The 14,195-nt window shown below is 63.6% G+C and carries 10 protein-coding genes; 2 read left to right on the forward strand and 8 right to left on the reverse strand.

Annotated features, from left to right (window positions below; all coding sequences use genetic code 11):
• Nucleotides 1-34: 34 nt before the first annotated feature.
• The 7 genes from ACP7DW_RS03695 to ACP7DW_RS03725 form a co-directional block, all read right to left on the reverse strand.
• The gene (locus tag ACP7DW_RS03695) at nucleotides 35-2,296 is read right to left on the reverse strand and encodes an ATP-binding protein (protein WP_426053938.1); all 2,262 of its coding nucleotides are present in this window, start codon (nucleotides 2,294-2,296) and stop codon (nucleotides 35-37) included.
• Nucleotides 2,293-2,655, reverse strand: a complete 363-nt coding sequence (locus ACP7DW_RS03700; protein ID WP_426053939.1) for an Hpt domain-containing protein — start codon at nucleotides 2,653-2,655, stop codon at nucleotides 2,293-2,295. The genes ACP7DW_RS03695 and ACP7DW_RS03700 overlap by 4 nt, the downstream gene beginning before the upstream one ends.
• A gap of 33 nt (nucleotides 2,656-2,688) precedes the next feature.
• On the reverse strand, nucleotides 2,689-3,315 hold the full coding sequence (locus ACP7DW_RS03705; RefSeq protein ID WP_426053940.1) for a response regulator: 627 nt from the start codon (nucleotides 3,313-3,315) through the stop codon (nucleotides 2,689-2,691).
• Between the two features lie 74 nt (nucleotides 3,316-3,389).
• Nucleotides 3,390-4,304: an HDOD domain-containing protein gene (locus tag ACP7DW_RS03710; protein ID WP_426053941.1), complete on the reverse strand. Its 915-nt coding sequence runs from the start codon at nucleotides 4,302-4,304 to the stop codon at nucleotides 3,390-3,392.
• Nucleotides 4,301-4,933: a hypothetical protein gene (locus tag ACP7DW_RS03715; RefSeq protein ID WP_426053942.1), complete on the reverse strand. Its 633-nt coding sequence runs from the start codon at nucleotides 4,931-4,933 to the stop codon at nucleotides 4,301-4,303. Before ACP7DW_RS03715 ends, ACP7DW_RS03710 begins: the two co-directional genes overlap by 4 nt.
• Nucleotides 4,934-5,026: 93 nt before the next feature.
• A complete protein-coding gene (locus tag ACP7DW_RS03720; protein WP_426053943.1) occupies nucleotides 5,027-6,730 on the reverse strand; it encodes a methyl-accepting chemotaxis protein in 1,704 nt (567 codons plus the stop codon).
• A 102-nt stretch (nucleotides 6,731-6,832) separates the two neighbouring features.
• On the reverse strand, nucleotides 6,833-6,982 hold the full coding sequence (locus ACP7DW_RS03725) for a hypothetical protein (protein ID WP_426053944.1): 150 nt from the start codon (nucleotides 6,980-6,982) through the stop codon (nucleotides 6,833-6,835).
• A gap of 62 nt (nucleotides 6,983-7,044) precedes the next feature.
• Here ACP7DW_RS03725 and ACP7DW_RS03730 point away from each other — a divergent pair, with 62 nt between their 5' ends.
• Together ACP7DW_RS03730 and ACP7DW_RS03735 are read left to right on the forward strand one after the other, a co-directional pair.
• Nucleotides 7,045-9,495, forward strand: a complete 2,451-nt coding sequence (locus ACP7DW_RS03730; RefSeq protein WP_426053945.1) for a membrane-bound PQQ-dependent dehydrogenase, glucose/quinate/shikimate family — start codon at nucleotides 7,045-7,047, stop codon at nucleotides 9,493-9,495.
• A gap of 439 nt (nucleotides 9,496-9,934) precedes the next feature.
• Nucleotides 9,935-10,147: a hypothetical protein gene (locus ACP7DW_RS03735; RefSeq protein ID WP_426053946.1), complete on the forward strand. Its 213-nt coding sequence runs from the start codon at nucleotides 9,935-9,937 to the stop codon at nucleotides 10,145-10,147.
• 424 nt (nucleotides 10,148-10,571) lie between these two features.
• On the opposite strand, the gene ACP7DW_RS03740 is transcribed toward ACP7DW_RS03735, so the two are convergent.
• The gene (locus ACP7DW_RS03740) at nucleotides 10,572-14,033 is read right to left on the reverse strand and encodes a DUF748 domain-containing protein (protein ID WP_426053947.1); all 3,462 of its coding nucleotides are present in this window, start codon (nucleotides 14,031-14,033) and stop codon (nucleotides 10,572-10,574) included.
• Nucleotides 14,034-14,195 lie beyond the last annotated feature (162 nt).

Here is a 14,195-nt window from a genome sequence, read left to right on the forward strand (position 1 = left end):
CGAATATAATTGATTTTATCGAATAAATTGATTTTTATGCGGAAGTGTTGTATTCAGCGCCGGCCGGTGATGAACGGGTCAGCCAGCGCTCTACCATTGCGCGCAGCTGGGCGGCCGTAAAGGGCTTGGACAGATAGTCGTCCATGCCGGCCGCCATGCAGCGCTGCCGGTCGTCCTCGGTCACGCCGGCCGTCAGGGCGATGACGGGCAGGCGCGGCGCACCGCTGGCCGCTTCGCGGGCACGCAGGGCCTGGCACGCCTGGTAGCCATCCATGACGGGCATCATGCAGTCCATCAGGACCAGGTCGTACTGCTGCCCGGCCAGGGCCTGCAGGCCCAGTGCGCCGTTCTCCGCCGTGTCGATGTGGTAGCCGCGGGAGGCCAGCTGCAGGCACACCAGTTGGCGGTTCAGCGCCGTATCCTCGACCAGCAGGATGCGCGCGCCCGGCCCTGATGCGGGCGCGCGCAGGGCCAGGGGAGCGGGCGCCGGTTCCACTTCCGCTTCCGGTCCCGTTTCTGGCGTGGGGGCGCCTGGCGCCTGCGCCACCTGGCAGGGAATGCGCACGGTGAAGCGGGAGCCGGCGCCCGGCTCGCTGCTGCAGAAAATCTCGCCGCCCAGCAGCGCCAGCAGGTGCTTGCAGATGCTCAGACCCAGTCCCGTGCCGCCATACGCGCCGCTGATGCTGTCGTCGGCCTGGCAAAACGGCTCGAAAATGCGGCTCAGCTGCTGCTGGTTCATGCCGATGCCCTGGTCGTTGACGCTGGCGACGAGGCAGGCGCTGGCGCCGTCCGGCGTGGCCGCTTCCAGGTGCAGGCGCACGGTCACGCTGCCGGAGGGTGTAAACTTGATGGCATTGCTGAGCAGGTTGCCGAGGATTTGCGCGATGCGCGTGCGGTCCGAGCACACCCGCTGCGGCACGCTGTTGCCGATCTCGCTGACAAGGTGCAGCTTCTTCCGGTCGGCTTGCGGGCGGTGCAGGGCCAGCACGTCATCGAGCAGCAGGCGCGGGTCGAAGTCGCGCAGTTCGATGTTCATCTGGCCTGCCTCGACCTTGGACAGGTCGAGGATATCGTTCAGGATGCGCATCAGGTGCTGTACGCCATCGCCGATACGCTGCGCATATTGCTGCTGTGACGCCTCGAGTTCGGTTTCCTGCAGCAGTTCGGCCATGCCGGCGATACCGGCCATGGGCGTGCGGATCTCGTGGCTCATGATGGCCAGGAAGCGCGACTTGGCGGCATTCGCCGCTTCCGCGCGCGCTTGCAGCGCCAGCGCCATGGCCGCGTCGCGCTCCTGGCGCCGCAGCAGGGCCATGATCAGTGCGATGGCCCCGGCCAGCACGAGCAGACTGACCACGGCCGCGCCGCCCATGGTGCGCAGCATGCGTCGCCAGCCCGCCAGGTAGACCTCGTCCGTGATGGTCACGTTGATGGCCAGCGGATAGTCGCGCACCAGCCGTACGCCGGCCAGGCGGTCGACCGCGCGCCCCTGCTCGGCCGCGCGCGGCGAGTCCACCTGCAGCACGCCATGCGTCTTGCCCTGTTCCAGCAGGCGGTAGGTGCTGCCCGTCAGGTTGCGCTGGCCCATCATGGCGGGCACGGCCGGCCAGCGGGCCAGCAGCGTGTAGTCGTTGCGGTACAGGGAAAAGGCCGTGTGTTCGCCGATGCTGGTGTTCTGGAAGAATTTGCTGAAGAAGTCGCACGACAGGCCCACCAGCACCACGCCCAGGAAGTGGCCGTCCGGGCTGTTGATGCGCCGGCTGATATAGAAGGTCCAGGCGCCATTGCCCTTGTTTTGCACGGGCGCGCTGACATGCATGCCGCCGTCCGGGTGGCGCCGGTGATATTCGAAGTAATCGCGCTCGCCGAGGCGGATGGGTGGCGCGGGATAGGCGCGGCTGAAGACCAGTACGCTGGCGTCGCTGCCGACGATGGACACCACATCCACTTGCGGCACGCCGCCGATCTTGTGCCGCAGCATCTGCTGCATGGCCGGGGTGCCGACGCTGGTGGCCAGCGCGTGCGCGTCCGCGGGGGCGGCGGCCTGGATGTCGTTGCTGACGCTGTCGAGCACCAGGCGGGCCGCCGTCATGCTTTGCGCCGTGTTTTCCGCCAGCAGCAGCGACAGGTTGGACAGATCCTGCTTCCAGTCATCAACGGCTTCGCGGTACAGCAGCGCGCCGGAAACGACGATGCGCAGCGCCAGCAGGCACACCAGCACCAGGCCCACCACGGCTGCCGTGGTGCGCGGGCGATAGCGGTGCGCCAGGCGCAAGACGGCCTGGCGCAGGTTCATGCCTGCGCGCCCGTGTACTCGCGCAGGCTGCGGTGTACTTCCTGCTCCACTGCGCCGACCAGCACTGCCGTTTCCGCCAGCCAGTCCGGCGCCGCCACGCCCTGGTGGCGCACCAGCTGCTCCAGTGCCGCCAGCCGAGCCGTCAGGGCACTGGCGCCCAGCAGGGCGACGGTGCCGCGCAAGGTATGGCAGCTATGCACGATGGCTGGCGCCGCGCCGCTGCGCACGGCCTGCTCGACGCGCGCATACATGGCTGGCGCCGTATCGAGGTAGGTCTGCGACAGGGCGCGGAACATCTCCAGGTCGTGGCCGGTGGCCTGGAACAGCACGGCTGGGTCGATGTGGCGATAGGCTTGCATGGGAGCTCCGTGGCGAAGGAAAACGGTGGCGCGCTAGGCGGCCAGGCTGTTGCGCCGCGCATGGCCGGCGCAGCAGGCGCGCAGATAGCCACGCAGCTCGTCGTAATTGACGGGCTTGGCAAAGAACACCACGCCGGTCGGCACGCCACCGCGTTCTTCCAGCTCCTCCGGCGTCAGGCTCGACAGCATGGCGATATGCATGTCCGCCAGCAGCGGGTCGGCCAGGATGGTGCGGATCACCTCGTAGCCGTCGATGCCTTCCATGATGATGTCGGCCAGCAGGATGTCGGGCTGGTCGCGGGCGATTTCCATCAGCGCCTGGTAGCCGTTCTCGCAAAAGCGCAAGCTTGCCTGCAAGCCCCATGAGCCGATCTGCTTTTCATACAGCGCGCGTTCGATCGGATTGTCTTCGATCACCAGGATGGACGGCGGGCGGCCCGATGGGGCGGGGCGGCTGACGCGTGCCGCGCGCTGGTCCTGGCCTTGCTGGCCGGGATTGCCCTTGTAGGCCTCGACGGCCGCGAGGGGAATGCGCCGGTGGCCGCCCTTGGTCTTCCAGGCTTCGATAACGCCCGCCTCGACCAGTTGCTGCACCGATGTGACCGAGATGCCGAGGATTTCGGCAGCCTTTTGGGTAGTGCATACGTCTGCAGTGTGCATGATGGACTTTATGGTCGAGGATGAAGTTGAATGGAATGATACGCAATCATGCTCAAAAAATCAATTTCAACAAATTAGATGAATTCACTAAAAACCTGCCGCGCGGTGGGCCCGATTCTGCTGCGCGTGCGGCCAAGGGCAATGTGGGCGTGCGGTTCCAGGATTGCGCGCCATTCGCTCCACTCCGCGTGACTGTGGCGCAGCAGCGTTTCCATGTGGTTCTCATCCAGACCCAGTACCCGCGCGGCGGCCGTGGCCGGCCCGCGCGGCCCCACGCCATTGCGCAGTATCAGGTCGGCGAAACTGCTGGCCAGTTGCAGCAGCCAGGCCAGCTCTGTCATGCGTCCGGCCTGCCCGAAGCCGGGCGGCGCGGCATGGCAGCGCACGGCGTCGCACAGGATGTCCGGCATGCCCCAGCCCCGCATGAGGCTGGCTGAAAGCGCCAGTTGATGGTGGCCGAAGCGCCGCGATTCCTCGCACAGCAGCAGCGCCCTGGCAGCACTGCCGTGCTGGCCCAGCAGTTCTCCATACGCTTGCGGATGCAGCAAGGCCAAGGCCAGTTGGCCGATGTTGGCCAGCAAGCCGCAAGTGTACAGCTCTTTGGCCGGTGCCCGTTGCAGCGCTTCGCCCACCACGCGGGCGGCGCAGGCCATGGCCTGCGAGTGCGACCAGAATCGCTGTTCGTCGAAGTGCGCACACGTGGCCGTTGGCCGGTCCGGGATGGCGAACGCCTGGCGCAGGGCGGGCAGGCCGATGGCGGCCAGCATCGCGGCGTCGATTGCCGCATGCTGGCGTGCGCCCGCCGGCACGGCCCCATTCGCCAGGCCGATGACCTTGCCGGTCAGGGCCGGATCGCAGCCCAGTTGTTCGGCCAGCTCGTCGAACGGCACCTGTTGCTGGAACAAGGTCGCCAGCCAGTGGCGCCGCCAGGCGGGCGAGGGCAGGATGGCGTCGCCGAGCAGGCTCGCCAGATCGAGCTGCGCATTCATGGCCGGCTCCCGATGCCGCTGCAGTCATGCACCTGCACGGCGCCCGTTTGCAGGGCCGTGACCGCTTGCGAGAGCACGTCGAGCGCCATCAGCAGGTCCGCATGCAGGCGGCGCAGCGCGCCCATATCGTTGGAAAAGCCCGCATGCACGGCCTGGCGCGCCAGCGCCTGCAAGGGAAGCAGGCCCATGGCGTAGCTGCTGTCGACAATTTCCTGGGCCAGTACGCGTGCCGGGGCCGGACGTTCGCAGCGCAGCGCATGGGCGATGCCGGCCAGCCGGTCGCGCGTCTCGGCCACGAAGAGCGCCAGAATCTCGCCTTGCAAGCGCCGGTCGTAGCCGAACATGGCGTCCAGGCGGGCCAGATCGAATGGCGCCGTGTCCAGCGCCTCGGGCTGTGGCGGCGGTGCCGTGTCTGCCGGCTTGGCCGGCTCGGTGGCCCTGCGCCTTTGCAGCTGCTGATGCAAATCGGCAGCTGTCGTGCTGGCGGCCGCCCTGCTCTGGCGCCAGTGGAGGCGGCGCCAGAGCAGGGCGGCCAGCAGCAGCAAGAGGCCCGCCAGCGCCAGCGCCGGCCGCATCAGCGAGACATCGTCGCAACGAAGGTAAGGATGGACCGTGAGGAAGGAGTTCATGGCAATGCCTGCATGCAGATAAAGTGGTTGACAACGGATGTCATGGCGATGCTCCGGGATCATCGATGCCGGTGAGCCTGCATGACGAGGGGTTCAGAATTCTTCCCAGTCACCGCCGGCGCTGGCGCTGGCCTTGCTGCTGGCCGGGCCGGGGGCGCGCCGGGTGACCAGCTTGAGCGGCGCCGCCTTGCGCGCTGCAGGTGGCTTGGCGGCTGGGGCTGGCGCTTGGCGCACCGGCGTGCTGTGTTGCGCCGCGCTGGCCTGGTCATGCGCCAGATTGAAGGCGCCGACCACGCTGGCCAGGTTGCTAGCCTGCTCCTGCAGCGATTGCGATGCCGCCGCCGCTTCTTCGACCAGCGCCGCATTCTGCTGCGTGACTTCATCCATTTGCGTGATGGCGCGGTTGATTTCGTCGATGCCCGTGCTTTGCTCGGCGCTGGCGGCCGAGATTTCGCTGACGATGTCGGTAACGCTGCGTACCGTGTCGACCACTTCCGTCATGGCCGCGCCGGCTTGCTGGACGAGCTTGCCACCTTGTTCCACCTGCTCCACCGAGTCGCTGATGAGTGTCTTGATTTCCTTGGCGGCCGCCGCCGAACGGTGCGCCAGGTTGCGCACTTCGGTCGCCACGACGGCGAAACCGCGTCCTTGTTCCCCGGCCCGCGCCGCTTCCACGGCCGCATTCAGGGCCAGGATGTTGGTCTGGAAGGCGATGCCGTCGATGACGCTGATGATGTCGGCGATCTTGTTGGAGGCGCTGTCGATCGCTTCCATGGTGCGTATCACGTCGCCCATCACCTCGCCGCCGCGTACCGCCTTGTCCGAGGCGCTGACGGCCATTTGCTTGGCCTGGCGGGCATTGTCCGAGTTTTGCCGCACGGTGGCCGTCAGTTCTTCCATGGCCGAGGCGGTTTCTTCCAGCGAGCCGGCCTGCTGTTCCGTGCGTGCCGACAGGTCCAGGTTGCCCGCCGCGATCTCGCTCGAAGCCGTGCCGATGGTCTCCGTGCCGGAACGCACTTCGGAGACGATGCGCACCAGGCTTTCGCTCATCTCGCTCATGGCTGTCATCAGCTGACCCACTTCATCGTTGGAGGTGGCGCTGATTTGCACGCTGAGGTCGCCTCCGGCGATGGTGTGGGCCACGTCGATGGCGTTTTTGAGCGAAGCGGCAATGCGCCGCGCCAGCAGCAATCCCATGCCGGCCACCAGCACCATCACGGCCAGGGCCACACTAATGGAAATCCAGCGCGCGCTGGCAGCGGTGGCACTGCCCTCGGCCGCACCCATGTTGGCCAGCTTTTCGTTGTAGCCGTGGTGGGCGGCAAACGCGTCGACCAGTTCCTTGATGATGGGCTGGTTGGTCAACAGCAACTCGCGCGCCGCGTCGAGCTCGCCCGCCTTCGACAGGGCCAGTACCTTGTCGCGCATGGCATCGTAGCGGGCCAGCACAGCGCGGTCGGCCGCCAGCAGCGCTTTGTCTTGCTCATCGGAGAGGTTTTCCTTTTCATACTTGTCGAGCGCCTTGCCGATGGCCGTACGTGCCTCGACGATGTCCGCTTCCAGTTTGTCGTGCTTGGTGGCATCCTTGCTGGCCAGATGCTGCCAGAGAGCCGCGCGGACTTGTGAAAAGGGCACGAATGCATCGTGGAGCGTCAGCAGGCTGGGAACGGTGTTGGTCGTGGCATAGCTGGCCGTCGTGTACACGCGATCCATTTCATAGATGCTGAAACCCGCCAGGGCGACCAGTCCCAGGACGACGGAGAGTATCAATGCATACAGGCGTTTGGCGATGGTCATGATGAGTGCCGCTCCACATGAAGGTTGAAAATCGGGAAATTCGGTTGTCAGAGTTTATGATTTGCATTTTACGATAAAAATTTGATTTATTCGAGAAATTTGTTATTTATTTGATTTATTTTGTGTTTTTTTTTGAAACCACAGAGAAAAGGCGGGCTGGCGGGAATGGTCTGTGATGAAAAGCAACACCGCGCGGATGGCGCGCTCTGGCGTGTGCCATGCTTTGCCAATTAGTGAAAAAATGGCACTCATTGATCGCCATCAACTACGGTGTGCAATCGCATGCCGCCGACTGACTCTTGTAAAGGAGCATCATGACTGCCTCTGCCCGGCCTGGACCCTTGCTTATCATTACCGCAGTCATCTTCATCCTGCTGGGCCTGGCGCTTGCGGGCGGCGGCGCCTGGCTCGTCAGCCTTGGCGGCTCCTGGTATTACGTCGTCGCCGGCATCGGCATGCTCATCACGGGTGCGCTGGTGTGGAAGGGGCGGCGCAGCGCCCAGCTGTTTCTTGCGCTGCTGCTGTTCGCCACCCTGATCTGGTCCGTCATCGAAGTGAAATTCGACTGGTGGCAATTGCTGCCGCGCCTCGATATCTGGTTCGCCGCCGCCGTCTGGCTGCTGCTGCCGTTCGTCGACCGCCGGCTCGCTCCATCGTTGAGCGCCGGAGCGAAACCGCGCGACGCGGGCAAGAGCGCGCTGGCCGCCGCCGTGGTGGCCACCGCCGCCGTGGGCGTGTTTGCGCTGTTCCAGGATTACCATACCTTGCACGGCGAAGTGCCGGCCGAGAACATGGCGGCCGCGCCGCAAGGTGATTTTGCGCCGGGCGTGGCGCCCAACGACTGGGCAGCGTATGGCCGCTCCGGCTATGGCGACCGCTACGCGCCGGCCGCGCAGATCACGCCGGCCAACGCCGCGCAGCTGAAACAGGCGTGGGTGTACCACACGGGCGACTTCAAGGGGCCAAACGACCCGGGCGAGATCGCCAACGAAGTCACGCCGCTGAAAGTGAACGGCATGCTGTACCTGTGCACGCCGCACAGCATCGTCATCGCGCTGGACCCGGACACGGGCAAGGAGCTGTGGCGCCACGATCCGAAGATCAACCGCGATGCGTCCAGCTACCAGCACATGATTTGCCGCGGCGTGGCGTACTGGGACGTCAACGCGGGCCGCGCCAAGGACGATCCGGCGCCCGAGGCGGCCGGCATGGAGTGCCCGCGCCGCATCTTCGCGCCCACCATGGACGCGACCCTGATCGCCATCAATGCCGATACGGGCGCAGCGTGCAAAAGCTTCGGCGAGAACGGCGTGATCGGCCTGTACCATGGCATGGGCATGAAGAAGCGGGGCTTTCTGATGCCGACGTCGCCACCGGCCGTGGCGCAGAACGTGGTGGTGATGGCCGCCAGCGTCACCGATAATTTTTCCACGGAAGAGCCCTCGGGCGTGATCCGCGGCTACGACCCCGTCACTGGCAAGCTGATGTGGAACTGGGATGCCGCGAATCCCGACGATACGGCGCCGATTGCCGAGGGAAAAACCTACACCAACAATTCACCGAATTCCTGGGGCGTGTCCAGCGTCGATGAAAAGCTGGGCATGGTGTACATTCCGATGGGCAATGAAACCCCCGATACCTGGGGCGGCAAGCGCAACCCGAACGGCGAGAAATACAATAGCGCCATCGTCGCGCTTGATCTTGTCACCGGGAAAGTGCGCTGGGTGTACCAGACCGTGCACCACGATATCTGGGACATGGATATCGGCGGCCAGCCCACCCTGGTCGATATCGACACGCCGAAAGGCAGAGTGCCGTCCGTCGTGGCAACCACCAAGCGCGGTGACATCTACGTGATCGACCGGCGCGACGGCAGCCTGGTGGTGCCGGCGCCGGAAAAACCCGTGCCGACGGCCAACGCCGCGCCTGGCGACAAGCTGTCGCCCACGCAGCCGTTCTCGGCCCTCACTTTCCTGCCGGAGAAACATATCAGCGAAACGGATATGTGGGGCACCACGCCGTTCGACCAGCTCGCTTGCCGCATCATCTTCCGCCAGCACCGCTACGAAGGGCCGTTCACGCCGCAAACGGTGGCCGAAGGCAAGATCAAGGGCGCCATCATCTCGCCGGGCCCCTTGGGCATCTTCGAGTGGGGCGGGGCGGCCGTCGATCCCGTGCGTCAGTTGCTGCTGGTGAATCCCGACTACATGGGCTTCCTGGAACGCCTGGTACCGCGCGCGCAAGCGAACGCGAAGGGCGGTACGGGTTCGGAAATGGGTTTACAGCCGCAGACGGGCGTGCCGTTTGCCGTGGAAATCAAGCCCTTCCTGTCGCCGCTGGGCTTCCCATGCCAGGCGCCGCCCTGGGGCTATATCGCCGCCGTCGACTTGCGTACCATGAAAAAAGTGTGGATGCACAAGAACGGCACCACGCGCGACAGCGCTCCCGTGCCCATCGCCTTGCCGCTGGGCGTACCGAGCCTGGGCGGCATGAGTACCACGGGCGGCGGCGTGGCTTTCCTCAGCAGTACGCTCGACTACACCATCCGCGGCTATGACGTGCGCAACGGCAAGACGGTATGGAAAGCCCGCCTGCCGGCCGGCGGCCAGGCCACGCCGATGAGTTACATCTCCGACAAGACGGGCAAGCAGTATGTGGTGGTGATGGCCGGTGGCCACGGTTCGCTGGGCACGAAGATGGGCGATAGCCTGGTGGCGTTTGCCTTGCCGGATGAGGCGGTGAGGGAGGCGGGGAAAGCGAAGTAAGTCAATCTGGTGCGGCACCGTCCTCACATCGGATGGCCTTTCAAGCGCAAAAGATGGGCGCAGGCACCATCAACATTTAGATGAATGCGGTGGGTGAAAAGTTAAGAGCCGAAGATCTAAATCATTCATGGGAAAGATATTGGTCATTGTGGCTGTGATTTTAAATCGATAAGGACTTGATACTATTTGTTTTTTTCTGAATTGGCTTGACAGTGCGCGCAATTGTGATAAATTCAACTGCCTGGCAATTTATATGCAAGGCAGAGCGTCACTCTTGATGTGAATGGTGTTATTAGTATTTTTGGATGAGGTGCCCAGGTAATTTTTACCGAAAGATTGCTGGCGCTATTTCTGTAACGACATGCCTGGCAATATCTGGCTGTCTCTTACGTCAGAGACCATAATAAATATGGTTATTGATTAAATTTCAGGAGCAACAATGATTGAATTGAATTTCGAGCAATTGGATTTGGTTTCCGGTGGAGATGACACGCCATCGGGGTTGACCTCGTTGGGACAGGGAGACTGGCAGGTATATACCGGGCCTTTGCCATCTGTCCATACCCGGATTAGAAGCGGCAATAAGTCGATCCTGATGCAATCCGATGGTTCGGACGGCGATACGCCGCGGCCAGCGGGTTGGGGCGGATAACCGCCATTCATTTCCAACGCTGGGCTGGAACGCCGGAAATGGCGTATCCAGTTTAAGGTGTATTGTTGCAATATTGCGGGTAACAAACCGTGAAAATGGGAACGTAAAGAGCTTTGCTCTTTACGTTTTTTATTTTCATGAACGTCATGCGGGAGAGATGCAAGCATCAATGTTTGCATTTTCAGAATGTATTTCTACGATTGCATAGCTGTCCAGTGCTGTTTTCAATGCGCGTCCTGATTCATCGAATTTGGCTAATATATTACTTTCATTTCACGCCCACATAGAAAAGCGGGGGAATGATTTGCCAAGACGTACAGCAGTTTTCCATTTTGCAGCAAATCGTTGCTACATGCGATTGCTGGACCGTGCTTTGCCGCCGCGCCTAAACAGCGTTCTTTCGGCCGTTATTTAACGCCATTTTTTATTTCGCCGCCAATCCCAGCTTCAGTCCCACCAGCTTGCCCGGCGCGGCCTCGGTTTTTTCCGGCGCACCCGCGCTGACCCTGGCCGCCGGCGTGCCGTCCTGCTGCAGGGCCGCCAGAATCGCTGCGCTGCGCTGGGCGCCCAGTTTATTCAAGGCATCGGCAGGCAGGGGTTGTTTGGCTTCCAGCTGCTCGCGCAAGCCGTTATAGAAGGCGCCCGTGTCGGCCACTTGCGGTTCGCCTTCGATCAGCTTGCCCAGGCGCTGCAGGACGGGGATTTTGGCTGTTGCCGCCGGTGCGGAGGCGGCAGCTGAGGCCGCCACTACCGCAGGAGCGGCCGACTCCGCCGCTTTCTTCTGCTTGTCCAGCTCGGCCTTGCCGAAGCGTTCGCCGTACAGCTCGCGCAGGGCGCCGCGTACCTTGCGTTCGCCCAGGTTCAACGGTCCAGGTTCTTCGCCCGCTTCGAGCTTGATGCCGCCCTTGGCGGCCACGGCGCGGCGCACGGCCTGGGCGCGCAGGGCGGCCCCGTCCGTGTCGCTGTACTGGCCCGGTACGGCCAGCTTCAGCTGTTCGCGCTTGGCGAGGATTTGCGCCACCTGCTTGAGCTTTTCCCGCTCGGGCGGCAGCAGCACGGCGCTGCCCGCATCGAAGTCGATCGATTCGAGCTTGTCGGCGCTGATGCCCAGCAAGTTGCCCAGCGCGCGGAACGGCGCCGTGACGATTTTCGTCAGCACGTTGCCCACGGCTTTCCAGATCAAGGCGCCATAGCTGAATTGCGGGTCGTTCATGTCGCCCGACACGGGCAAACCGAGGTCGATGCGCCCGTCGCTATCCTTGAGGATGGCCAGCGCCAGTTCCAAAGGCAGTTTCAAGGCGTCCGGACTGTCGATGCGTTCACCCAGGGTCAGCTTGTCGAGCACGACCTGGTTGGTGCCGTCGAGCTGGCGGTTGCGCACCTTGTATTGCAAGTCCAGCGAAATCTTGCCTTCGGCCACCTTGTAGCCGGCGAACTTCATCGTGTACGGCGAGGCGGACACCATGTCGACGTTCTTGAAAACGACGTTCAAGTCCGTGTTGTCGGTCGGCGCGAACGGATTTAATTGACCACGCACGCGGGCCAGGCCGAATTCATCGATGCGGCCATCGAGTTCGATCTGGCTGCGCGCATCGCGCTTGGTCGACAGACCCGTGACGACGCCATTGAGTTCATAAATCTTGGCGGCGAACTGGGGTCGCAAGCTCAGGTCGGCAAAGTCCAGCTTGGCGTTTTGCAGGCGCACGCGGCGCACGCGCACGGGGAAGGCAGCGTCGGCTGTTGTCGGCGTCGCCGTGGTCGCTGGCGCCGCAGCTGGTTCCGGCGCCTTGACCAGCAAACGCTGGGCATTGAGGCTGCGGTCGTTTTCGATGATCAGCTGGGCGTTCGGTTCGACCACGCGCAGCTCGGGAATGTCGACAAAATCGGGGCCCACGCTGGCCGTCAGCTTGTCGGCGCGCACGCTTTTCCACGAGGCGAAACGCTTGCCATCCGTTTCATTGAGCACCAGGCCGGCGATATCCACGCCGCCCTCATAACGGACCTTGGGCGCTGTTGGCGCGCCGCCGCCCGTCGTCAGGCGGCCGCTGCCGGAGAGGGTACCGCCTGCCAGCTTCAGTTTCACATGCTGCGCCAGCAAGGGTTGCACGGGCGCCAGGGTCAGTTGTTGCAGATTCAGCTGCGCATCGACGGCGCCCGTGCCCGGCACGAACTTGCCCTTGGCGGTGAGCAAGCCGCCTTCGCGCAAGCCCACGCCCAGCTCGAACGGCAGCGCCTGCTGCATGTCGTTGCTGACGTTTTGCAGGGACAATCTGGCATCCTGCAGGTTGCCCTTGATGCCAGTGCCCGCATCGTCGAAACGGGCGCCGAACTTGCTCAGTTCCACCTTGTCTACCTTGGTGGACCAAGGCGCGGACGGGGTTTCCCTGTCTGCGTCGGCTTTGCCGGAGGCAAACACGGGCAGCTTTTGCGCAATCGCAAACTCGCCCTGGCGGTTGCGCGCCAGGTCGATCTGCGCGCCGCTGGCCGTCACGGCGCCCAGGTGCACGGTATGCGCCGCCAGGTCGATCTTGCCGTCTCTAAATCCTAATTGGGCCAGCCTGAACGGCGTTTGCGCGCCCCGTTGCATGGCCAGATCGGCCAGGCTGAAATTGGCGCCGTCGATCACGGTGGCCATGCCCGCTGGACCTTGTTGCAAGCCCAGTTGCAGCTGCAGTTGCAACTGTTTCGCGCTCAGCTGCAGGGCCGGCGAGACGGTTTCATCAATGGCGGACACGTCCACGTTGGCCAGCGCCAGCTGATGCAAGTCCACTTTCCATTTGCCAGGTTTCGATGGCGCGGCGGGTGCGGCGGCCGACGCCGCAGGTGCGGGATTGCCTGGCAGCATCAGGTTCGCCACGTCGATCTCGCCGCGGCTGTCGCGCCGCACGGCCACCTTGCCGCCGTACAGATTGACTTTATCCACCGTGACGCTCTGGCGCGCCAGGTCCACGTTGACGCCGGCAATGCCCAAGGTGTCCAGCGATGTAAATGGCGCACCCTTGCCGTCTTGCACCAGCGCCAGGTCGCGCAAGGCCAGGCCAGCGCCTTTGACGGTCGCTTGCAGCGTGCCGTCCGCATAGGAAAAGGCGTAGGGCAGGCGCGCCGACAGCTTGCCGCTGGTCACCGTGGCGCGCGTATAGGCTTTCAGATACGCGGCCAGGCCGGGCAGGGAAGCGTCGTTCAGTATCAGTTCGCCTTCGCCACGAATCGGGCTGAGCGAAGCCGTGCCGCGCCAGTGCAGCTTGCCGCCGCGCGCCGCATCGGCGCTGAGGCTGTAGCTGCCGTTGGCGTCGGGCAGGGTGGAAATATTGTCGAGCGTAAAGTTGATTGGCGTGAAGTTGTCCGCATAGCCCGCCTTCTGGTCCTGCCAATCCACTTTGCCTTGTTCCAGCGCAAAGTGGGTGATGACGAGGCGCGGCATGCCGCCTTCGCTTTTTTCCGGGTGATTGCGTTGCCAGGTGGCCAGCACTTCAGCCAGGTTGAACTTGCCATCCGGCGTGATCGTCAGCTGCGCCTGCGGCGCCGTGATGCGGATTTCCGCCAGGCTCCAGGCGCGGCGCACGATGGATTTCCATTCCAGCTGCACGGCCAGGGCGCCGATGGACAGCAGCGGCGCATTGTTTGCGCTGGACGCTTCCCTGAAAGCGATCTGGTCCGCTTCCAGGCGCAAGGTGAACGGGTTGAAGCGCACGTCGGCGATGCTGGCCTGGCGCGCGAGTTCTTTTTCTGCAAATGTGGGCAGCTGGTGCTTGATGACGTAGGGCACCAGCCAGAAGCCGGCCGCGCTGTAGGCGGCCAGGGCGCAGCCTGTGCCAACGGCCCAGCGTTGCCAGCGTTTCCAGCGAAATGTTTTCGTCTGCACGCTTTTCTTGTCAATTGTGTTCACGAACTTACCTTTTGATCTTGTTGGGCGGCGCATCGGGTGCGCCGTGACTGTCAGTATGCCTCTTTGCGGCCTCGTCTGCAAAATCCAAACGTGTTCATATGATAACAGGCGCCATGGTGGCCTTGTTTCTTCTATAAAACTCACACAAACTCACTCTCACTT

It is taken from the genome of Janthinobacterium sp. PSRC1-1, from assembly GCF_049897525.1.
In the GTDB taxonomy this organism is placed as follows: domain Bacteria; phylum Pseudomonadota; class Gammaproteobacteria; order Burkholderiales; family Burkholderiaceae_D; genus Janthinobacterium; species Janthinobacterium tructae.